Origin of the sequence: Kaistella yonginensis, from assembly GCF_030409525.1 — a bacterium.
Taxonomy (GTDB): Bacteria; Bacteroidota; Bacteroidia; order Flavobacteriales; family Weeksellaceae; genus Kaistella; species Kaistella yonginensis.
In genome coordinates this window covers 1-22344 of sequence record NZ_JAUFQB010000053.1, presented here as the reverse complement: position 1 = coordinate 22344, position 22344 = coordinate 1, and the positions used below count along the sequence as shown (strand labels likewise).

25 protein-coding genes are annotated in these 22344 nt (G+C 33.6%); 5 read left to right on the top strand and 20 right to left on the bottom strand.

Features of this window, described 5'->3' with window-relative positions; translation table 11 throughout:
* Positions 1 to 27: 27 nt before the first annotated feature.
* Positions 28 to 1539 carry a glutamate--tRNA ligase gene (gltX, locus tag QWY78_RS10600; RefSeq protein WP_290219621.1) on the bottom strand — a complete coding sequence of 504 codons (1512 nt, stop codon included), beginning with the start codon at positions 1537 to 1539 and terminating at the stop codon, positions 28 to 30.
* An 85-nt stretch (positions 1540 to 1624) separates the two neighbouring features.
* Here gltX and QWY78_RS10595 point away from each other — a divergent pair, with 85 nt between their 5' ends.
* On the top strand, positions 1625 to 1969 hold the full coding sequence (locus QWY78_RS10595; protein ID WP_290219619.1) for a phosphomannose isomerase type II C-terminal cupin domain: 345 nt from the start codon (positions 1625 to 1627) through the stop codon (positions 1967 to 1969).
* Positions 1970 to 1976: 7 nt separating this feature from the next.
* Here QWY78_RS10595 and QWY78_RS10590 read toward each other — a convergent pair whose 3' ends face one another.
* From QWY78_RS10590 to pdxA, 18 genes are all read right to left on the bottom strand, one after another.
* Positions 1977 to 2882 carry a glycosyltransferase family 2 protein gene (locus QWY78_RS10590; protein WP_290219618.1) on the bottom strand — a complete coding sequence of 302 codons (906 nt, stop codon included), beginning with the start codon at positions 2880 to 2882 and terminating at the stop codon, positions 1977 to 1979.
* A gap of 2 nt (positions 2883 to 2884) precedes the next feature.
* Positions 2885 to 3988 carry a DegT/DnrJ/EryC1/StrS family aminotransferase gene (locus QWY78_RS10585; protein WP_290219616.1) on the bottom strand — a complete coding sequence of 368 codons (1104 nt, stop codon included), beginning with the start codon at positions 3986 to 3988 and terminating at the stop codon, positions 2885 to 2887.
* On the bottom strand, positions 3978 to 5105 hold the full coding sequence (locus tag QWY78_RS10580; protein ID WP_290219613.1) for a hypothetical protein: 1128 nt from the start codon (positions 5103 to 5105) through the stop codon (positions 3978 to 3980). Before QWY78_RS10580 ends, QWY78_RS10585 begins: the two co-directional genes overlap by 11 nt.
* A 390-nt stretch (positions 5106 to 5495) precedes the next feature.
* Positions 5496 to 5951, bottom strand: coding sequence for an N-acetyltransferase (locus tag QWY78_RS10575; RefSeq protein WP_290219611.1), 456 nt, complete (start codon positions 5949 to 5951; stop codon positions 5496 to 5498).
* A complete protein-coding gene (locus tag QWY78_RS10570; protein WP_290219609.1) occupies positions 5948 to 7159 on the bottom strand; it encodes a glycosyltransferase family 61 protein in 1212 nt (403 codons plus the stop codon). The genes QWY78_RS10575 and QWY78_RS10570 overlap by 4 nt, the downstream gene beginning before the upstream one ends.
* Complete coding sequence (locus QWY78_RS10565; protein ID WP_290219607.1) at positions 7149 to 7565, bottom strand: sugar 3,4-ketoisomerase; 417 nt, start codon at positions 7563 to 7565, stop codon at positions 7149 to 7151. Before QWY78_RS10565 ends, QWY78_RS10570 begins: the two co-directional genes overlap by 11 nt.
* On the bottom strand, positions 7552 to 8727 hold the full coding sequence (locus QWY78_RS10560) for a glycosyltransferase family 4 protein (RefSeq protein WP_290219605.1): 1176 nt from the start codon (positions 8725 to 8727) through the stop codon (positions 7552 to 7554). Before QWY78_RS10560 ends, QWY78_RS10565 begins: the two co-directional genes overlap by 14 nt.
* Before the next feature lie 9 nt (positions 8728 to 8736).
* A complete protein-coding gene (locus tag QWY78_RS10555) occupies positions 8737 to 9690 on the bottom strand; it encodes a WaaS/CpsH family glycosyltransferase (protein ID WP_290219603.1) in 954 nt (317 codons plus the stop codon).
* Positions 9687 to 10466 carry a glycosyltransferase family 2 protein gene (locus QWY78_RS10550; protein ID WP_290219659.1) on the bottom strand — a complete coding sequence of 260 codons (780 nt, stop codon included), beginning with the start codon at positions 10464 to 10466 and terminating at the stop codon, positions 9687 to 9689. The genes QWY78_RS10555 and QWY78_RS10550 overlap by 4 nt, the downstream gene beginning before the upstream one ends.
* Positions 10467 to 11720: an ornithine--oxo-acid transaminase gene (gene rocD / locus QWY78_RS10545; protein ID WP_290219602.1), complete on the bottom strand. Its 1254-nt coding sequence runs from the start codon at positions 11718 to 11720 to the stop codon at positions 10467 to 10469.
* Positions 11721 to 11797: 77 nt separating this feature from the next.
* Complete coding sequence (locus QWY78_RS10540; RefSeq protein WP_290219599.1) at positions 11798 to 12316, bottom strand: hypothetical protein; 519 nt, start codon at positions 12314 to 12316, stop codon at positions 11798 to 11800.
* Between the two features lie 36 nt (positions 12317 to 12352).
* On the bottom strand, positions 12353 to 12556 hold the full coding sequence (locus QWY78_RS10535) for a hypothetical protein (RefSeq protein WP_290219597.1): 204 nt from the start codon (positions 12554 to 12556) through the stop codon (positions 12353 to 12355).
* Between the two features lie 374 nt (positions 12557 to 12930).
* Positions 12931 to 13488, bottom strand: coding sequence for a hypothetical protein (locus QWY78_RS10530; protein WP_290219595.1), 558 nt, complete (start codon positions 13486 to 13488; stop codon positions 12931 to 12933).
* A 194-nt stretch (positions 13489 to 13682) separates the two neighbouring features.
* Positions 13683 to 15035 (bottom strand): acetyl-CoA carboxylase biotin carboxylase subunit, encoded by a 1353-nt coding sequence (accC, locus tag QWY78_RS10525; RefSeq protein WP_290219588.1) that lies wholly within the window; start codon positions 15033 to 15035, stop codon positions 13683 to 13685.
* Positions 15036 to 15124: 89 nt separating this feature from the next.
* Positions 15125 to 15607: an acetyl-CoA carboxylase biotin carboxyl carrier protein gene (gene accB, locus QWY78_RS10520; protein WP_290219586.1), complete on the bottom strand. Its 483-nt coding sequence runs from the start codon at positions 15605 to 15607 to the stop codon at positions 15125 to 15127.
* Positions 15608 to 15722: 115 nt separating this feature from the next.
* Complete coding sequence (gene rpmF / locus QWY78_RS10515; RefSeq protein WP_290219658.1) at positions 15723 to 15926, bottom strand: 50S ribosomal protein L32; 204 nt, start codon at positions 15924 to 15926, stop codon at positions 15723 to 15725.
* A 65-nt stretch (positions 15927 to 15991) separates the two neighbouring features.
* Positions 15992 to 16513, bottom strand: a complete 522-nt coding sequence (locus QWY78_RS10510; protein WP_290219585.1) for a YceD family protein — start codon at positions 16511 to 16513, stop codon at positions 15992 to 15994.
* A gap of 88 nt (positions 16514 to 16601) precedes the next feature.
* Positions 16602 to 17690 (bottom strand): 4-hydroxythreonine-4-phosphate dehydrogenase PdxA, encoded by a 1089-nt coding sequence (gene pdxA / locus QWY78_RS10505; RefSeq protein ID WP_290219583.1) that lies wholly within the window; start codon positions 17688 to 17690, stop codon positions 16602 to 16604.
* A 127-nt stretch (positions 17691 to 17817) separates the two neighbouring features.
* On the opposite strand from pdxA, the gene QWY78_RS10500 reads away from it, so the two are divergent.
* The 3 genes from QWY78_RS10500 to QWY78_RS10490 are packed head-to-tail and all read left to right on the top strand — an operon-like array spanning position 17818 to position 20578.
* On the top strand, positions 17818 to 18411 hold the full coding sequence (locus QWY78_RS10500; protein ID WP_290219582.1) for a riboflavin synthase: 594 nt from the start codon (positions 17818 to 17820) through the stop codon (positions 18409 to 18411).
* The gene (locus QWY78_RS10495) at positions 18401 to 19870 is read left to right on the top strand and encodes a sensor histidine kinase (protein WP_290219581.1); all 1470 of its coding nucleotides are present in this window, start codon (positions 18401 to 18403) and stop codon (positions 19868 to 19870) included. The genes QWY78_RS10500 and QWY78_RS10495 overlap by 11 nt, the downstream gene beginning before the upstream one ends.
* Before the next feature lie 12 nt (positions 19871 to 19882).
* Entirely contained in the window at positions 19883 to 20578 is a 696-nt protein-coding gene (locus QWY78_RS10490; RefSeq protein WP_290219579.1) for a tRNA1(Val) (adenine(37)-N6)-methyltransferase, read from the top strand.
* Between the two features lie 6 nt (positions 20579 to 20584).
* On the opposite strand, the gene QWY78_RS10485 is transcribed toward QWY78_RS10490, so the two are convergent.
* On the bottom strand, positions 20585 to 21163 hold the full coding sequence (locus QWY78_RS10485) for a DUF6759 domain-containing protein (RefSeq protein WP_290219577.1): 579 nt from the start codon (positions 21161 to 21163) through the stop codon (positions 20585 to 20587).
* A 138-nt stretch (positions 21164 to 21301) separates the two neighbouring features.
* Between QWY78_RS10485 and tsf the strand changes: the two genes are divergently transcribed.
* A complete protein-coding gene (gene tsf, locus QWY78_RS10480; protein ID WP_290219575.1) occupies positions 21302 to 22126 on the top strand; it encodes a translation elongation factor Ts in 825 nt (274 codons plus the stop codon).
* Positions 22127 to 22344: the final 218 nt, after the last annotated feature.

Below are 22344 nucleotides of genomic sequence, written 5' to 3'. Positions count from 1 at the left end.
TTCAAATTTAGTAAAAAATAAAGAAAGTTATTGAATATTATTCACCGCATTTTTTATTCTGGCGATAGTCTCTTCTTTTCCAAGGATTTGCATAATATCTGGTACGTCTGGACCTTTCAATTCTCCTACTAAACAGAGGCGAAGTGGCATCATTACTTTTCCCATACCCAACCCTTTGCTTTCTGCAAAATCATGAATATCTTGTTTTAAAGTTAAAGGCTCAAAAACAGAATCCTGTAATTTTAAAGAAAATTCGCTCATCACTTCTACAGCAGCTTCATTCCAAGCTTTTTTTACGGCTTTCTCCTCATATTGCGTTGGCGCTTCAAAGAAGAATATACCCTCTGTATAAATATCCCGGACAAAGGTGGCTCTTTCTTTCATTAATGAAATGATTTTCAACAATTGAGCATCACTTGAGTTTTCAAGTGTAATTCCTTCTGCCTTCTTTAATAATTCTAAAACTTCTTCGTCAGATTTTGCGCGTAAATATTCACTGTTAAACCATTCTGCTTTCTCTTTATTAAACCTGGCCCCTGCTTTATGCACTTTATGCAGGTCAAATTCTGCAATCATTTCTTCTAAAGTTAAAACCTCTCTATCATTCGCAGGACTCCAACCAAGCAGTGCGACCATATTGATAAACGCTTCTGGAAGATATCCTTCTTCACGGTAACCTTTGGAAACATTTCCAGATTCTGGATCTTTAAAGTTTAATGGAAATACAGGGAATCCAAATTTATCTCCATCTCTTTTGCTTAATTTTCCTTTTCCTTCCGGTTTTAAAATTAATGATAAGTGAGCAAATTCCGGTCGTTCCCAACCCATTGCTTCATAAAGTAGATAGTGTAAACCTAGCGATGGCAGCCATTCTTCACCACGAATCACATGGGTAATTTTCATTTCATGATCATCAACCACATTGGCGAAATGGTAGGTTGGCATCCCATCATTTTTCACCAAAACCTTGTCGTCCAATGTATTCGTATTTACGGAAGAAGTGCCTCGAATAATATCTTCTAGAACTAAAGTTCGATCCACTGGCATTTTAAAGCGCACAACGTATGGACTTCCTTCATTCAATAATTTCTGAACTTCTTCCTTACTTATTGTTAAAGAGTTTTTCAGACGATTTCTGGTGATATAATTATACGCGAATACTTCTCCGTTTTTCTCGAATTCATTTCGAACTTCATCGAGCTCTTCAGGCGTATCGAATGCAAGATAGGCGAAATCGGTTTTCAATAAACCAACTAAATGGCGGTCATAAATATCACGTCTTTCCGACTGTCTGTAGGGTCCGTAATTTCCGCCGTGTTTTGGGCTTTCATCTGGGATTATTCCGCACCATTCTAGTGCTTCTTGTATGTATTCTTCTGCACCTTCCACATATCTGGCGGTATCAGTATCCTCGATTCTCAATATAAATTCGCCGCCTTGATTCTTGGCGAAAAGGTAATCATATAAGGCAGTTCTAACACCTCCTAAATGTAAAGGTCCGGTTGGACTTGGTGCAAAACGCACTCTTACTTTGCTCATTCTCCTTAATTTTAAGTTACAAATTTAAAGAAAAATTCAGCGTTGCGTAATATTTCTTATTTTTGCATCTTAAATAATGTGCAATATGTTAGAAATCGGTGAAAGACCTTGGGGAAAATATTATGTTTTGGAAGATGAAGCCCATTATAAATTGAAGAGAATCGAGGTGAATCCAGGCCAGCGATTATCTTATCAATTTCATTATCACCGCCAAGAATTTTGGACGATTGTGCAGGGCGAAGCTGTGGTTATTTTAGATGGTGAAGAAATTATCGTAAAATACGGTGAGAGCATTCACATTCCTCTAGGTGCAAAACACCGCATTGAAAATCGTTCTGCGGAATTGGTCGTTTTTGTAGAAGTACAGACGGGAACTTACTTTGGCGAGGATGATATTGTAAGGTTGCAGGATGATTATACCCGGGAATAAGATTTAATTAAGAAAACCGGTTGAGTATTATTTTAAAAAATTGAATTGGCTGTTTATATTTGATTCTAATCTTTTCCGTTCGCCAAGTTTTTATCATTTGTTTTTTCTCACTATCATGATCAATTTTTGAAAGTAGTATTTCATATTTAAACATCAACTTCTGAAGGAGGTATTTTTTATATAAAGTTTTATCAGTTTTTATATAATCCAAATATTTTGATGTAACTTTATGATAGGACTCCTCCATCACATCCCACTTTCTCGATAAACTGCTTGGCAAAATTCTGTAATAAAATAATTTTTGGTCTATAAATCCTAATTTATATCCTAGGTGCGTCATCCTCAAATTCATATCCCAATCTTCGGTATTGATGTTTTCATCAAAAGGATGTTTTACCAGCAAATCTCGCTTTATAAAGGTTCCTACATTTGCAGTTTTGTTTGCAACAACATTTTCCTTGAAGAAGCGAGGGAGCGTATTTATAATTTTATCTTTCTCTTTTTGGGTGTAAACCGGAATGGTTTCTCCTGTTTCTTCTAAATATTTGTAGCCATCTGAAAGCACAAAATCATAACCTAAACCGATAAAAGCAACTTTTTCTGTTATTAAATTTTCTTTCCACCAATCATCACCAGATAATATCGCAACATATTTTCCGGTTGCAAAAGAAAGCATTATGTTCAAATTTTTAGAAACGCCATGGTTTTCTTTATTTCTAATTAATTGATGCGGAATTTTAGAATTTTGAAATGTTCTCTCTGCAATTTCATAAGTATGATCCACAGAATTATTATCTAAAAAAATAATTTCTAGGTTTGGATAATCTAGGTTGATCGCAGATAAAACCGCTTGTTCTATGAATTTTTCATGATTCATAGTGATCAAAAGTATGCTTACCAAAGGATTTTCCATTTTTAAAATTTATTGATCACTTCAATTATTTTTGCAACTTCATCATCTTGCATTACTGGACTTACTGGCAAACTCAAAACTTCATCGTGAATGTTTTCTGTAATCGGGAAAGAAAGATTGTTCCAATATTTGTAAGCTCTTTGTTTGTGCGGTGGAATAGGATAATGGATCAATGTTTGGATGCCATTTTCTTGAAAATAATGCTGCAATTCTTTTCTATTTTTAGTTCGGATTACGAATAAATGCCAAACATGTTCCGCATTATTTTCTGGAAAATTGGGTGAAATTATTTTATCATTTTTAATTTCAGTGCAATATTTTTGAGCAATTTCTTGGCGTTTTGAATTTTCTTTATCAATATATTTCAATTTAATATCCAAAACTCCAGCTTGTATTTCGTCTAAACGGCTATTCAAACCTTGATATTTGTTCACGTATTTCTCTTCCGATCCATAATTTGCAATGGTTCGAATGGTTTTTGCCAAAAGTTCGTCTTTGCAAGTTACCGCTCCACCATCGCCAAGTGCACCAAGATTTTTCCCTGGATAGAAGCTAAAACCTGCAGCATCACCAAGATTTCCAGTTTTTACACCATTAAAACTTGCACCAATTGCTTGTGCATTGTCTTCTATAATTTTTAAATTGTGTTTTTTTGCCAACGCTTCCAATTCTTCCGACCAGCAAACTTGTCCATACAAATGAACCACCATTATTGCTTTCGTTTTTGGGGTGATGAGATTTTCAATTTTAGAAATATCCAGATTGTAGGTTTCAATGTCCGGTTCAGCAAAAACGGGTTTCAATCTATTGTCTGTAATTGCCAGAATAGAAGCGATGTAGGTATTTGCAGGAACGATGATTTCGTCTCCGAATTTCATTTGCCCAAGTTCCAGATATGCCTTTAAAATTAATCTTAAAGCATCCAAACCATTTGCAACACCAATCGCGTTTGGAGAACCGATGTATTTTGCCAAATTATTTTCAAAATTTTTCACTTCATTGCCCAAAAGATACCAACCACTGCGGAAAGTTTCTAGCAATTTCGCTTCGATTTCTTCTTGATATTGAAGATTTATTTTTTGAAGGTCCAGAAATTTAATGTCCATAGATTATAAAGTATTTTGTTTCGGCAATTATTTTTTTATTTTTAATGATTTCAAAGGTAAAAGAACTTTTGTAAAATCCATCTTTGAACATTGGCAATTGTTTTTTATCGATTGCCAGAATGTTTTGTTTTAAAGATTGTGTATCTTTTTCCAAATTGGGATATTCTACATCCATTTCCCACGATGCACGATTTAGAAATTTTCCGTTTATTAAATCTAAAATGGGAGAACCTGGCAAAAATACCACATTTTTATATTTTTTTTCAATAGAATTTGCTTCTGCTACATATTTCTTTTCGTTTTCTGAAATTAAAAGTCCTGAAATTGATGGCATATTTTCTACAAATACATATTTTGTTGTAAAAATGGAATCCGACAAATATGTATTTTTCAATCTAGAAAACAAGAAAGAAATTAAAACTATGATCCATAGTAAATAAAAATATTGTTTTTTAGTTTCAATGAATTTTAACATTAAAATGAATACAAGAAAAATTGGCGAATTATAACCCCACGAAATTCCAGCAGACCAAGCCAGAAAAATCATCAGAAAAATTACTTTATTTTTGGGTTCAAATTTTAAAAATAAAACGATTAATATTAATAACATAGAATAAATTCCCAAAAAAACGCCATCATTAAAAATAGGAATCAAAACTAGAATTGGAAAAAGAATGAAAACGATAAATTCTAAAATTTCCCGTTTAACTTTAATGAAATAAAGCGTTATTAATCCTAATAAAAGCAAAATGGATTGCCAATTTTTCTCAAACAGATATGGCTCTATACTATTTTTATAAAATCCAGATGGAGTAGAAGAGCTAAAAACCTGCTCCAAAAATAATTTATAATTCTCTAAAATATGATATTGAAATAGTATAATAATTAGAAATAAAATTCCAAAAGAAAAAAGTAGAAAATCTTTTTTATTAAATTTAAAATCTTTGCAAAAATCCTTTACCAAAATAATAAAAACTCCCAAACCAAATATGACAAAAGATTGTTTGGTAAGAGCTGCAAATAATAGCAATAATAAAGAACTAAAATGCCATTTTTTCTGCAAAAAATAAATGGAGATTACCCCAAATAAAATTCCATCAATCGTATGCCAGATCATTATTGGAAAAGTATGCAGAAAGCAGATTGCAAAAAATAAAGTGAATGTTAATTTTGAATTTTTAAATAAAATTTTCTGTAATAAATGGCAAATAGCAATGACCTCAAAAACAACCAAAATTCTGGAAAAAAGGACCAGATATTTAGAAGAAATAGGAATAAAATAGAGTAAATAATCCCAAAAAACGACGCCAAAAAACGGTCGAACATAATCAAAATCTTGGTAAATAATTTGTCCAGATTTCAATCTGCCAACCATTGATAATATAAAACCTAAATCGTATTGATTAATAGAATAAACGCAGACAAAGGAAAGATATAGGATTGATAAAACAAGTAAAATGAAATTGACCTGTTTCTCATATTGACTTAAAAAAAACCGCACTTAAAATTATTTTTCAAATTTTTTCGCTGGATTTCCTATCCAGGTTTCTCCCGCAGGAATATTTTTTGTAACCACACTTCCTGCACCAACAGTTGCATTTTCTCCAATCGTAATTCCGGGTAGAATAGTTGCATTTGCACCGATGGAAGCTCCTTTTTTCACAATTGTTGAGAGCATTTCATAATCTGGATTTTTAGATCTAGGATTTTTATCATTGGTGAAAGTTGCATTCGGTCCAATGAAAACGCTGTCTTCTAAAATGATTCCGTCCCAGATTTGTACGCCTGGTTTTATGGTAACATTATCACCAATTGTAACTTTGTTTTCTATGAAAACATTATATTGTATGTTGCAATTTTTCCCAATTTTTGCGTCTGGTAGGATTATACAAAACTGCCAAATGGAAGTTCCATCTCCAATATTTCTACTTTGCACATCTGATGTTGGATGAATTTTGATCATTTTAATAGTAGTTTTTTCAGTTGCTCTTCAAATTCTGAAACAGACAATTCATAGTTAGCATGAAAAGATGGGCTTTCTTGGTCATATCGATAGTGACAAAGATCAAAATTAACAAATTTCGCCAAAGTAGAAAAAACTGAAAAATCATTCCATACTTTCCCAAGCCACATTAGTCCTTTGGTTTTATTTTCATGACAAAATATCAAATTCGTCCATGAAGCACCACTTGGACCAATGATATAATCTGCATTCCTCATGTAAAATATTTGCTCATGAATATTGCAATCTTCGAAACACACCTCCTTAAAGCCGTATTTTTGTGCAATTGATAGTATTACCTTTTCATTATATCTTCTTATTGCAGATTTTCTGGCTAAAAATATCCTGGACTCAGCTTTTACTTTTATTTGCTGGCTGTCAAAATTTTCTAAGCAAATTGTTCTAACATATTCGACAGATTCTTTAGAAAAAGCCGCGAAATTCGCCTGAAATTCTTCACCTTCAACTATATTGGGTATAACATAATTTGGATACGTAATATGCCAAGTTTTATTGAAAAAATAAAAATTATCACTAGATAAGTATTCAATTTTAATTTGTTTAGTGAAAAAACACAGAATCGTCTGTAAATTGATATTGCTTTTTATAGAATAATCTGCTACAATAATAACTTGATCTGAATTTGGAATAGACGAGAAATATTTTAATTTTGGTAAAATTTCAATCAAAAAATGAAAATAATTAAAAGTAAAATTTCCCGCTAAAAAAAATACATCTTCATTTCTTTTAACTTTGGTCAGATTACTAATCTTTGCCAAGTGGTGTGAATGAAAATGTAAAGTATTTGTATTGAGAAGAATAGTATATTGCGAAGAGAAATCTCTAACTTTCTCATAATAAAAAAAGTTAAAGGTACGATCTAAGAATGCCGTTGTATCGGTAGAAAAACCAACATCTTGTAAACCATAAAGCTCAACTGGAGGCAAATATAATTGAATAGATGTACTTTCCTCTCCAATCAATTTTGGTAAAAAAGCATTTGTTAGTTGAGATTCTCTAAGTGTTTTTTTATAGAATATATTTTTGTTCGAAATAGTATTCAACGCTATAAATTGAACGATATTATTATTTGCTTTCTTCAAAATATTCTTAAAAAAATATTTTATTTTCAGAAAACGTAATTTTTTATCAATTTCTTCAATGGTCATTTATCTTCAACCTTTCAAATTCCTGATAATCTCTAATGTAATCGTTTTCATCATATACAATACTTGCAATACACATTTGCACGGCGTTATGGGTGTATCGCATCGTACGCCAACATAATTTCGGGATATACAAACCAATATTTGGATCTTCTAGTATAAACTCTTTCTTGGAACCATCAAGAAGTTCGGTTGTTACAGTTATTTTCCCTGCAACAGCAACTAAAATCTGTTGAAGATCGAGATGAGAATGCCCGCCTCTTTCTACCTCCTGCGGCGTATAATAAGTCCAATAAATTCGTTGCGGAACAAATGGTAAATTTTCCTTTTCTGCAACGGAAATGTATCCCAGCGTAGTACTTCCCATTTTGGGGAATTTAATAAGATAGGGTTCGTTAACTGTTTTCATTTATTTTAGCATAATATTTTATCGTTTCATCCATCTGTTTATCCAGACCAAAACGATTTACTATAAGTTCTCTGCCTTTATTTCCCAGACGACTTCTTAAAGGTGAATTGTTAAAAAGCAAAATTGCTTTTGCAGCGAAATCTTCTGTATCCTCTGCAATCATACCATTTTCATTATCAATGATAATTTCTTTAAAAGAGTCGATTGCAGAACAAATTACTGCCTTTTCTAAGGATAGCACTTCTAACAAAGATAAACTAAAATTCTCTCCTTTTGAGGGGAAAATTACAATTTGTGCAGTCGAGATAAGTGCTCTAATTTCCACACTTTCTTTTCTTCCATAGAAAATCACATCTTTTTTTAAATTGTTTTTCACCTTACCTCTATAGCCATTTTCATTGCCTATAAAATGTAAAGTTGCTTTTGGAACTACTTTTTTTATTAAAGCAAAGGCTTCCAAAGCAACATCAGCACCCTTTTCTTCAGATAAATTGCCAACGTAAAAAATCGAATTTTCAATTATTTCAGCATTATTTTGCGGACTAAAAAACTCATAATCAACACCATTATAAATAAGATGTGGATTTTGCAAAGTAAAAGTATTGCTATTAATCTTTTCCGAATATTGAGAAATACTGATATTATTCGTAGAATTTTCTGCAGCTTTTTTTTCGCAGGGTATTTTCCCAGGCGGCACATTATTATAGCCGAAATACTTTTTTAAGATTGTCCAAGAACCATGATAGCGAACAACGTAAGGAATATTTAACTCTTTTAAATAGAGCGAAGTCCCATCCCAATCATGAGTCTCGATGATATCAATGGTTAAGTTATTAATCTGAATAATTTTTTCTAATTTTTTCGTTAAATATCTATTTTCACTTTCATAGAATTTAGTTTGAAATTTTTCCATAAACTTCAGTTTCCCAACCATAGATCTAAATAGTTCAGCAATTTTATAGTTCTTAAAATAATGTTTTATAAAAAAATGCTCGATTCCATCTTCATTAAAGTTTACAACCTTATTAGAGCTTCCGAAAACAAAAACCTTATGATTTCTGGACCTTAGTTGTAGCGCAAGGTTCCTGTAAAAAACACCTGTGCCACCAGATTTCCCAACTTTATTGTGGTTATATTCTTTGGTGAAAAGTAAAATATTCATACTATAATGTTACAATCCAAAAACCGTTTTTACCCAATTTTGAATGGTATACTTATTATAAATCTCTGGCTGAAGCTCCTGATAGCTGCTATCGAAAAAAGACCGCTCTATATTTGACAAATCATCTTTCACCACCATAATATTTTCAGAATTATAAAAATCGTATTCCTTTACCGTAGAATTATTGGTAATGACTTTCTTCTTCAAAGCCATGGCTTCGAAAAACCGAAAACTCAAACCCGTTTGATTCTCCCGCATTAAATCCAGCAAGACAGTTGCTTGATTATAATAACATGGTATATCTCTATGTTTGATCCTTTTTCTTGTAAAAGTAATCTCGTTATTATTTTGTATGTTAAAATTTTTAGTCCATGACTTTTTACCCACCACTACAAAGTTATAAGTAAGGTTGAGCGATTTAACTTTGCTGATGATTTTTGACAAGGCGGAAATACGCTTATCAAATGACCCCAGATAAACCAAATCATATTTTGTTGCTTCGCAATGATTAACTTCCGGGAGATAATTATAATTGGTAATTAATTTAAATTGATTTTTCTCGGCATCATTTTTATCAAAACTAAAAATCTCATCGAACATATCGAACAGATGTTCCGCCGGGCAACGGGCCAAACTGTCATAGAGATAAGCGATATACCTTGGCGTAAATTTTTTAATTTGAAGGTGAATTTTACGATCTATTAATTCCGGATTAATGACCAAAATTTGATCTTGGGAACCTAGCGCATTCAATTGTTCCAAAATCATTTCCTGCCGCAGCTTATTTTTCAAATTGCGTTTCAAAACGATTTTTGAAAGTGTATTTTTAAGTCTCGCCGGAAAACTCACATGACGATACGCACCAATATTAATATGATGTGCATCTACCCCTTTCCGACGAAGCTCGTCAACAATATGAGCATCGTAATTCCAGAAATCAAAACTGATAACGCAAATTTTCATTTCCTTCGTTTTCTATTAATATGTTCCTTTTTCAATGATTCATAGGTTTCAAAAACGCTCAACGTTTGCAATACTGCCAATTGAAAACCTTCTTTACCATCTAAAAAACCCAACCTTAAAAAAAAGGTTTTAAAAAACTTGAAGGTAGATTTTAGATATTGTGTAAAGGGTCCAAATTGCTTTCCTTTAGCAAAAAGTTCCTGCCCTTTTAAAACCCCATAATGTATCATTTTCTTTTTATAACTTTCATAATCAGTAACGGAAAAATGCTGGAGTTTATTATTAAAAATCCCGATTGCGCCCTGCACCTCTAGTGTTTCGTGTACTTTTTTATGAGCAACATATCTGCATTTGCTTTTACGAAAAAGACGGAAGTTTTTATCGGTTTGCGTTCCCGAAAAATGAATCGGCTTTCCCGCAAAATAAAATTTTCTATAGAAATAATAAGCGTCTTTTTTATCAGATCTATTCATTTCCGAAATGATCTCTTGGCGGAGTTCAGGCGTTATTCGCTCATCGCCATCGAGAAACAAAACCCAATCATTGGCTGCCGCATCCAAAGCGATATTTCGTTGTTTTGTAAAATCTTCAAATGCGTGCTGTATTATTTTTACTTTGGGATTTTTTTGAGCGATAGCAACCGTTTGGTCAGCACTGAATGAATCTACCACAATTATTTCGTCACAAATTGAAAAATCATCCAGAATTTCCTGCATATTTTTCTCTTCGTTAAAGGTGATAATCAGGCCGCTGATTTTTTCTTTCAATTCCAATATTTAATCTTTCTTAAACTCCAAAACGGTATTCTCAATAATTGAAACACAATCCAAAAGCTGTTGTTCAGAAATTACCAAAGGAGGTGCTAATCTGATAATATTTCCATGCGTTGGTTTAGCAAGTAATCCGTTTTCTTTTAGATTTAAACACAGGTTCCACGCGGTTTTGCTCTCTGGAGTATCATTAATAAGAATGGCATTTAATAAACCTTTCCCTCGAACTTTCGTAATAAGATCTGTTTTTTCGATTAGTTTTTCCATTTCGGAGCGGAATAATTTCCCTAATTTTTCGGCTCTTTCCGAAAGATTTTCTTCTTTTACAACGGTCAATGCAGCCATTGCAACGGCACAAGCAATTGGGTTTCCACCAAAAGTTGAACCATGTTGTCCCGGTTTAATAACATTCATAATATGATTATCTGCCAAAACTGCGGAAACAGGATACATTCCACCAGAAATTGCTTTTCCTAAAACTAAAATATCGGGTTGTACATTTTCATGATGACAAGCAATGAGTTTTCCCGTTCTAGCAATTCCGGTTTGAACTTCATCGGCGATGAAAAGCACATTGTATTTTTTGCAAAGTTCTGAGGCAGATTTTAAATAACCTTCATCGGGAACGTAAACTCCGGCTTCACCTTGAATCGGTTCCACTAAAAATGCGGCGATATTTTTGGCATCATTTTTTAAAGTTTCTTCTAAAGCACTTAAATCATTATAGGGGATTTTTACAAATCCGGGCGTGAAAGGACCGTAATTTTTAGAGGCATCTTCATCATTGGAAAAAGAAACGATCGTAGTTGTTCTCCCATGGAAATTATTTTCGCAAACGATAATTTTTGCTAAGTTCTCTGCAATTCCTTTTACTTCGTAACTCCATTTTCTGGCTAGTTTTACGGCGGTTTCCACAGCTTCTGCACCTGTATTCATGGGCAAAACTTTATCAAAACCAAAAAGTGAAGTAATCATTTCTTCATATTCTCCCAAAGAAGAATTATAAAACGCTCTTGATGTTAGAGCCAATTTACTGGCTTGTTTTATCAAAGCATCTAAAATTTTCGGGTGAGAATGTCCTTGATTTACAGCTGAATATGCTGAAAGAAAATCATAATATTTTTTACCTTCAACATCCCAAACAAAAACGCCTTCTCCTTTATCTAAAACCACCGGAAGCGGATGATAATTGTGCGCACCGTGTTCGTTTTCGAGGTTAATAAAATACTGGGAATCATTTAAAAATGCGGTATCTGACATAAATTTACTTTTTACAAATTTAATGATAAAATTTGAAACTGAATTTGATAAAACCTCTAATTAATTCCCGTTTCAAATTAATATTTAATGCAATCTACATAAAAAACGCAGTGTGGAAAAATTTCCTGGAGCGCAATTATTTTTTCTAAAATTTGATCATTTTCCACGTTGGGATAGTTGTTGTTTTGATCTCTGGCAGTTGGCGAAATGTAAAGCTCTTTAAGTTTTTTTAATTGGTCTAATTGGTGAAGATCTTCCAATAAAATATTGGTTCGCCAAAGATCAAGATATTCCAAATCGACGAGTTTGTTAAGATGAGGCAAACTTTTCGTCGTGATATTCGGATGTTTCATTAAAGTTAAACTTTGCAACTGCTGAATCTGCCCAATCCATTGTACACCTTCATCAGTAAGCGAGGTTTCTTTCAAATAAATAGAATGAATAACTTTAATGCGCTGCACAAGAAAAGTCATATGCAAATCATCATTCTCAGATTCGATGCTTGTATAGCCAGACAATTCTTCGGGAATATCTTTTGAGTTATTAATATTTCGAAAACTCCACCAAAACTGTTTTTCTGCGCCTTTTAATTTCATCAAATCACTTTTTTAATCCAGTTTCTTTAAAACTGCCTAGTCGTACCAATGCGTCTTTTGAATAGGAATTCCGGCATTTTTAAATGCCTTTTGAATTTCTACCCCTAAGTATTCGTTTTGTTTTTGAGAAGAAAGCCCGAGAAAAAAAAGGTTCCCGTAAGAAATTTCTTTTTTAGATGCTCCTTTTAAACTGTTAAAAGTTGTTGTTGTTACCGCCTCTTCTTCGGTGAGTAAAATCACATGAATATCTTTAATAATTATTATTAATGATTTTAAAGGAACTTCCTGTTTAATGATTTTATATCCTTGAAAATAAGGGCTCTTTTTTTGATTTCATAGGATAAAATTTGCTTTTCATTGATGGTAAAAGGTTTAACAATTCGAATGTATCTCCCTCGAAATTGGGTGATTGTAGTTGGTTCTTGACTTCTTTTTGCAATTCCAGATTGAGAATTTTCAGAATAGTTTTCTGCTGCGCAAAAATGAGGGAAGACCACCCAAAGAAAAGTAATGCTACAAAAATTTTCTTAAATAAAACCATACTCATTTCTTTAATTTTATTAAATAACAAAACTATTTCAAATCATTCCGAATTTTAAAATATTGTGGAAAATTTACGTGAGTTCAAAATTTTCTAGGGTTTCAAATTCAGAATTGAAAATAAAAATACTATTATGCTCTGGTAAAACCATATAAATAACGAAAATGTAAGGAAAATCTTTATTGATAAAATCAACAGTCATCGGATCCTCGTTAAAAGCATTTTTTCTGGTAATCCTTTTTTGAAATTTTTTATTCTCTAGTTCTTTAACAGCCGCTGCTAAGGTGCTGCCATTGCTTTTCGGAAGATCAAAGCGGACATATATCAATTTTTCATCTTTAGAATAGCAAAACTCCAGTTTACCATTTGGTAATTCAAATTGCAACAGTCGGTTTCCATCTCTATCTTTTTTTTCAACTTTCAATTCAATTTTATTCTGCTTCATTACCTCAACAACATTATCATTGGTGGGCTTGGCTGCAAAATAATGTAATGATTTAAGAACAGGACTTTCGAAGCTTGTTTGTGCTAAAGTTTTGTTAGATATTAAAAATAAATTGGCTATCAACATTACCTGGAAAATTTTAGTTTTGGTAAATTGATTGTAGAAATTACAATTGGTGATTTTCATACTATTTTATATTTCATCATGGGAAACCTAGGTTATTTTTACATTCTACTTCTTCTTTTTGCTCAAATTTATTAAATAATTAAAAGCAAAGCCTAAATTTTTAAATTTAATTGAAAAAAATATTCATTATAATAAAAAAACCTCAATGCAAAAGCAATGAGGTTTGTGTATAAGGTAAAGTACAATTTTCGAGATTAGTTTTCAAATTGTCGATCCATTACAAAATCTTCCATAAATTTTGTGGTATAATTTCCGGCGAGATAATCTTCGTTTTCCATCAATTGCCGATGGAAAGGAATGGTCGTTTTTACGCCTTCGATATAAAACTCTTCCAAAGCACGTTTCATTTTTGCAATGGCCTCTTCCCTGCTTTGCGCAGTAGTAATCAACTTTGCAATCATCGAATCGTAATTCGATGGAATGGTGTATCCTGAATAAACATGAGTGTCTACCCGAATTCCATGTCCACCTGGAATATTGAGTTCGGTAATTTTTCCTGGTGATGGACGGAAATCATTGAATGGATCTTCTGCATTAATACGGCATTCAATGGAGTGCAATTTTGGAAAATAATTCTGGCCAGAGATTGCATTGCCTGATGCTAAAAGAATTTGCTCACGAATCAAGTCGAAATCTACAACCTGTTCGGTAATCGGATGCTCTACCTGAATTCTGGTATTCATCTCCATGAAGTAAAAATTTCGGTGTTTATCAACCAAGAATTCGATGGTCCCTACTCCTTCATAGCCAATATATTCAGCAGCTTTTACCGCCGCATCGCCCATTTTCTGACGAAGTTCATCGGTCATAAATGGTGAGGGTGTTTCTTCCGTTAATTTCTGATTTCTTCTTTGTACAGAACAATCTCTTTCAGACAAATGACAAGCTTTTCCGTATTGGTCCCCTGCGATTTGAATTTCAATATGACGTGGTTCTTCGATGAGTTTTTCCATATACATCCCGCCATTTCCAAATGCTGCCACTGCTTCTTGAACGGCAGATTCCCAATGCTCCTTCATGTCCTCTTCTTTCCAAACGGCTCGCATTCCTTTTCCACCACCTCCAGCGGTAGCTTTAATCATCACCGGATACCCGACTTCTTTGGCCACTTCAATGGCGTGTTCGTAGGAATCGATCAAACCATCTGAACCGGGAACGCAAGGAACTCCTGCTTCTTTCATGGTTGCTTTTGCGTTGGCTTTATCACCCATTCTGTCGATTTGTTCAGGGGTGGCTCCAATGAACTTGATTCCGTTTTTTTGACAAATTCTAGAGAAATTAGCATTTTCAGATAAAAATCCGTACCCAGGATGAATGGCATCTGCATTGGTGATTTCTGCAGCCGAAATAATATTTGGGATTTTAAGGTATGAATCTTTGCTCATCGGCGGGCCGATACAAACTGCTTCATCGGCAAATCTCACATGGAGGCTGTCTTTATCTGCAGTAGAATACACGGCAACGGTTTTAATTCCCATTTCTTTGCACGTACGAAGAATTCGCATTGCAATTTCGCCGCGATTGGCGATTAATATTTTTTTAAACATCTATTAGAAATTTTAAATTTTGAATTTTGAATTTTAAATTATTTTAGATGCGTTGATCTAAAATCTATAATTTATAATTTAAAATTACTTTAAGAAGGATCTACTAAAAATAACGGTTGGTCGTATTCCACAGGGGTTGCATCGTCAACTAACACCTTCACGATTTTACCAGAAATTTCAGATTCGATTTGGTTGAATAATTTCATTGCTTCGATTACGCAAACTACTTTTCCTACGGAAACTTCATCACCAACATTTACGAAGATGTCTTTGTCTGGTGCTGGTTTTCTGTAGAACGTTCCGATCATTGGAGATTTAATGGTCACCAATTTACTGTCATCGGCCACAGTTTCGGTGGTTGCTGGAGCGGCGGGAGCATTTGCTGCTGCCGGCGCCATTTGCTGTTGCTGTGGTGCGGTATGATAAACTGCCTGTTGTGGCATGTAGTTGGTTTCGCATCCACCAAGGGGTGTTTTAATGGTGATTTCGAAATCTTTAGTCTTGTATTTTACTTCTGAAACTTCAGCTTTAGACACAAATTTAATAAGATTCTGGATGTCTTTAATGTCCATATAATTGGTATTTGTTTATTATGCCAAAGATACTAAAAAACAACAAAAAACCACTCAAAATTGAAAAAATTGAGTGGTTTATGTATAAAAACGAAGTTTTTCTTAGGTTTTAAGCCTAGTTCTCTTCTGCAGTTTCTACTGTTTTTTCCATTACTACTTTACCTCTGTAGTACATTTTGCCTTCAGACCAATGCGCTCTGTGGTACAAATGCATTTCACCTGAGGTTGCATCTTTTGCCAATTGAGGAACTACTGCTTTGTAGTGTGTTCTTCTTTTATCTCTTCTTGTTGAGGATTGTCTTCTTTTTGGATGTGCCATTTTCTTATAATTTTGTTGATGAGCGATGAGTATTTGATTTCTCAATTCTCATCATTTTAAACTATTTAATTTTTATCTTTTAACTTCTTCAATGCTTCCCATCTTGGGTCGCTTTCCGGTTCTTCTTCTATTTCATCTTTCGGACTGAACTTTTCTAGAATCTCTAAATCTTCATCAGAAATATCAGGAGAAACTTTCTTCATTGGGATTGCGAGCATTACATCTTCATAAATCAATTGCGAAGCATTAAATGCGTAATCTGTTCTCGGGATGGTGATCACATCAATATTGCTATCATCAAATTCTTCCCCAAAATTTACCAAAACGTCAATTTCATGTTCAATAGGATAATCAAAATTTTTGTTCGTGATATCACAAACCAAATTAACGGTACCCGACGTTTTAATCTTAAATTCTAAAAAAGTAGTATGCTTATCCATCAGGATTTCAGCAACTATTTTAGGTTCTGTAAATTCTTGTTCAGTATCGAAAAGTTGAAAGAACTTCTTATCTATCTCAAACCTGAACTCGTGTTTTCCGTTTTTAAGTCCTGAAAACACTATGTCGTAGTTTCTAAACTTGTCCATAAAATGAGTGTGCAAAAATATGCATTTTTTTTAATATTACAAATTAATCTTAAACAAATATCTGGTAAATGTTTTTTCAGCTTAAATATTAAGAGCGATCGACCGGCGAATCGTCTGCTGGATTATTTCCAGAATTACTTCTGCGCGGCTGCATTCGATTGGCCATTAAGTCATTATACTCTTTTCGGTTTTTAAAAATTTTAATTCCCATAAATATTGCCTCACTAAAACTTTGCTCATCAGCTAAATTTTTGCCGGCAATATCGTATGCCACGCCATGATCTGGGGAAGTTCTGATAAAAGGCAAGCCCGCTGTATAATTTACCCCTTCTTCATAAGCCAGAGTTTTAAAGGGCGCTAAGCCCTGATCGTGATACATTGCCAAAACCGCATCGAAGTTTTTATACTTATTAGGCTGAAAAAAACTATCTGCAGGATAAGGACCAAAGGTCATAATCCCGTTATCAAAAAGTTCTCGAATAGAGGGTTCGATGATTTCAATTTCTTCTTTACCAATTGCTCCGCCATCACCAGAATGGGGATTTAAACCTAAAACTGCAATTTTTGGTCTTTCAATACAGAAATCTTCAATGAGGCACTGGTTCAAAAGTTTAATCTGCTTTTTAATCTTTTCTTTAGAAATATTCTCAGCTACTTCTACAAGCGGAATATGATGGGTAGAAACCGCGACTTTTAAATCATCTGTCACTAAAAACATCAAACCTTTTTTACCAAATTTTTCTTCTAAATAGCCGGTATGTCCCGCATGCTGAAACCCATGCTTCATCATTTCTTCTTTATTAATGGGTGCGGTAACCAAGACATCAATCTCACCACTCATCAGAGCATTGGTGGCGGCTTCCAATGAATCAATTGCCATTCGGGTAGACTCCTCAGTAGGCGTTCCTAAAGCCACATTCACATTGTCTTTCCAAAGATTAACCATGTTGATTTTATCATCTTGCGCTTGGGAGACTTCGGTGATATAATTAAAATTGAGGGGCAATTTAAAAATATTTTTCTGGTAGGTAAATAGTTTTCCGGAACCAAAAATAATGGGCGTAAAAAAATCGGTAATGGATTTATCTTTCAGAGATTTCATGATGATTTCCGGACCGATCCCGTTGTAATCACCGATAGAAATTCCCACTTTTATTTTATGCTGTTTCGGACTCATTTTTATTATCTTTGAAAATTAATTGAATTTTACAAATTTAACAAATTAGGATTAACTGGTATTACTTTATTTTATTTCTAAAGAATTAATCCTTTTTATTCATCATTTCGTATAAAATATCACACTTATGTTCACAGGAATTGTAGAAGCGACTGGCCATGTAGAAGCCATTAAGCATAACGAAAGCAATATTGATTTTATATTAAATTGCCCCTTTACACAAGAATTGAAAATTGACCAAAGCTTAGCACACAACGGTTGCTGCTTAACGGTGGTAGAGATTACAGAAAGCAATTACAGGGTTACCGCGATTGATGAAACTTTAGAAAAAACCAATCTCGGCATGTGGAAAATTGGTACTGAAGTTAATTTGGAACGTTGTTTGAAGTTCGATGGTAGACTTGATGGTCATTTGGTTCAAGGTCATGTTGACAAAACGGGGTTGGTAGAAAACATCCAAGACAAAGACGGAAGTTTTTTTATCACGATTTCCTATAAAGACTCCGGTGACTACACGACTGTTCCACAAGGCTCCATCACGGTAAATGGCATAAGTTTAACCGTGGCAGAGAGTGGAATGCATGATTTTTCAGTAGCAATTATACCCTACACTTGGGAATTTACGAACATGAAAAGTTTAAAAATCGGAGATACCGTTAATTTAGAATTTGATATTATTGGGAAATATGTTAATAAATTGATGAAAAAAAATGCCGTTTAGCAAATACAAAGGTTTTAGTTTAAGAAATAAAGTTTTCGGCGGTTTTTTGGTCATTTGCTTCCTAAGCATTACAGGCTCGTCAATTCTTTCGTATTTCATTTTAAAGAATAACGCTACAGAACAAAGCAGGACTGATTTACAAAAAAAAGCAGAATCACTGATGTCTGCACTAGACTATGCGGTAAGCCATACCCAAGTTCGAACAAACGACTTACCCGAGATTTTATCAAACGATATTTATGAAATTGCCGATATTAACAATCAAGATATCATCATCTATGATTTGACGGGTGATTATGTAATTTCAAATAAAGACATTAATCTTATTCCCGTTAAAAAACTATCCATAGACGTCATTAATAAAGTTTTAAAAAGTGATAAAAGAGTAGATTTTCAAAACTATGACAAAAAAACAGAAGCTAATATTACCTCTTCTTACATGATTCTTAAAAACAATATGTTGGAGCCCATTGCCATAGTTTATTTTCCATTTTATCATAATGATACCTCTTATGTAAGCGTTTTTAATAAATATCTGAATTACATTTTTATTGTTAATCTATTCGTTATCGCCTTTGGGATTTGGCTGAGTTGGATTATCTCTAATAACTTAACCAGAGCAGTATCTAAGTTTTCTGATCTCATCAATAGAATTACTTTATTTGAAGATGACCCACAACCGATCAGATATTATCAGAATGATGAATTGAATCAATTGGTAAAAGCGTATAATAAAATGATTCTGCAGATTAAAGAACAGAAAGAACGCCTTAGTTTTAAAGATAAAGAAGAAGCCTGGCGCGAAATGGCCAAGCAAGTTGCACATGAGGTAAAAAACCCTTTAACACCTATGAAGCTCACCATTCAAAATTTTGAACGAAAGTTTGATCCGAATGATCCAAAAATCCTCCAAAAGGTAAAACATCTAAGCAAAACGATGGTCGATCAAATAGATTTGGTAGCCACGGTTGCGAATGCTTTTTCGCAATTTGCACAACTACCCGAAAAACACAATGAAGTTTTTAATCTGAACAAAGAAATAAGAAACATTATTAATATTTTTAGCGACGAAAAAATTTACTTTCACGCGAACAAAGAAAATATCATGATTGAAATGGATAAAATTTATTTATCCAGAATTATAACAAATTTAGTTTCTAATGCAAGGCAAGCGAGCGATGACGAGCGCGAAAACACTATTAATGTAGATATAGAGCAGCGACAGAAACGAATCATTATCACCGTAGAAGACCGTGGCGTAGGAATCCCAGAAGAAAATCACACTCGGATTTTCGAGCCAAATTTCACATCTAAATCAGGAGGAATGGGTCTTGGCCTAACGATGGTTCGAAAAATGGTTGAAGATTATAAAGGGGATATCTCTGTAAACTCTGAAGTCGGGAAAGGAACTATTTTTACGATTTCCTTACCCAATAATCTTACGTCTATTAAAAATTAGATTACAAAACCAGTGAAACCCTTTCAGTTTAAACAATTTAATATTGATCAATCCAAAGAAGTTTTCCGGGTGGGGACAGATGGTGTTTTGCTTGGCGCATCCTCCACAGTTAAGCATGCAGCGACCATTTTAGAAGTTGGGACCGGAACAGGTTTAGTTGCATTAATGATCGCACAGCGGAATATGGCAGCAAAAATTCAGGCCATTGATATTGATAAAAAAGCAGTAGATCTCGCTGCAAAGAATTTCAAAAACTCACCCTTTAATAATCGACTCCATGTATTTTTACAAGATTATAGAAACTTTAGCGCAGAAGAAAAATTTGATTTAATTATTTCTAACCCACCCTATTTTGAGCAAAACGAATCGGTAAAAGATAGTGTTGCCAGACAGCAAATTGAATTAGATTTCCCTATTTTAATTGAAAAATCTGCTGAATTATTAGCCGAAGAAGGCTTGCTTTCCGTAATTATCCCTTTTGAAGCTGGGATTTTATTTGAAGAAATTTGTTCTAAATCCGGATTCTATTTAATTAGAAAAATCCAGATTTACGGTATTAAAGGCGGTAATCCCAAAAGATTGCTCTTGGAGTTTGGGCTGCAAAGGAAAACTGTGTTAATAAGTAATTTCGTCATTGAGCAATCTCCCCGAAAATATTCCGAAGAATATCTGAAACTCACTGAAGAATTTCATCACTTTTCAAAATAAACACTTCTATTTCGACGCGCTCAAAGTGATCACAATATCTTTACCAATATTTTTTGTTGAAGAATATTTCGCATCGCAAACCATAGTTGTAACCGAGTAACTTCCTTTTTCCACCAAAATAAAATTTTCATTTTGGGCCGGAACATTTAAGTTGTAAAATTTTTTACCGCTCAACTTCACAATCAAATTGCATTTTGATTTATTTTTAATCTGCACATAAGCAGTTTTACCGTTAGGATCATTACTAAAAAGATGAGTTAATAAGTCAGCAGTTCTTTTATTTTGCGCATTTGCGCCATTTTGCGCCACATTTCTTTTTACCTCATTTTTTAATTTTCCTGTATTGATAGGGGCAATGGTTGGCTTTGCCACTTTTGCCTGTTGGGTAGGCGTTTTATCAGCATTGATAACCGCAAAAAGCTTTCTTTTAAACTCCGGTGTCTTGGGATGAGAGGGGTTATATTTTATAAAATTTGCAATAACTTGCGCATCCGTACTTTTCTCTACTTCAGCAGCGGTATACTTGGATTGGGCAAAAGAGCCAAGGGAAATAAATAAAAAGAGTAAGTAGATAATTTTTTTCATTAAGGCGTTCAATTTTAGAATTTTAAATTTTTATAATAACGAAAAATTGTACTTTTTAGTTTGTGCGAATTTTATTATCTTTGCAACGCTTAAAAAGATAGCTAAAATAATCATTTTTTAATATAAAAAAATAAGAATATGTATACACCAGTTGCTGCAGATGTAGCTAAATTAAGAAACATTACAGGCGCAGGGATGATGGACTGCAAAAAAGCATTGGTAGAAGCTGATGGAGACTTCGATAAAGCAATTGAAATCCTTAGAAAAAAAGGACAAAAAGTTGCCGCAAACAGAGCAGACAGAGATTCTCATGAAGGTGCTGTAATTGCAAAAGTAAACCAAGATAACACAATGGGAGCAATTATCGCTTTAAATTGTGAAACAGATTTCGTTGGTAAAAACGACAACTTCGTTGGGTTAGCTCACGAATTAGCGGAGCAAGCGGTTGCTTATGCAAACAAAGAAGAGTTTTTAGCTTCTGATTTCCACGGAATGACGGTTGCCGAAAAATTAATCGAGCAAACGGGTATTATAGGTGAAAAAATCGAAATTGGTGCTTTCGAAAGAATTGAAGGCCCTTTCTTAGGAGCTTACATACACGCTGGAAATAAAATTGCAGCGATCACTTCTTTATCTGCAAACGTAGATGGAGGTGCAGAAGTTGCAAAATCTGTATCAATGCAAGTTGCTGCCATGAACCCAATCGCTCTAGATGAAACTAAAGTTTCTCAAGAGACGATCGATAAAGAATTAGAAATCGAAAGAGAATTATTGACAAAAGAAGGAAAACCTGCAAACATTATTGATAATATCCTAAAAGGAAAAATGCAGAAATTCTACAAAGACAATACTTTGGTACACCAAGCATTTATCAAGGATTCGGCAGTTTCTGTTGCTGACTATGTAAAATCTGTTAATGGTGATTTGAAAGTTGTAGGATATGTAAGAGCAAGTCTTACATAAACCATACAGCATAAAAATACTCAAAATCTCTTCCTATTTTTTTAGGAAGAGATTTTTTTATCGGGTGAGAAGAAGTATTTTTGTAGCCTTATTTATTCAACTTGAAAAATCTATATTGACACTATCCCGTAAAGTGTGTAAGTTGAAAAGTTTGAGGCTTGAATTTTTATAATTTGAGCCTTTCTTCAAATATAAGCATAAATTGATTTAATACAATT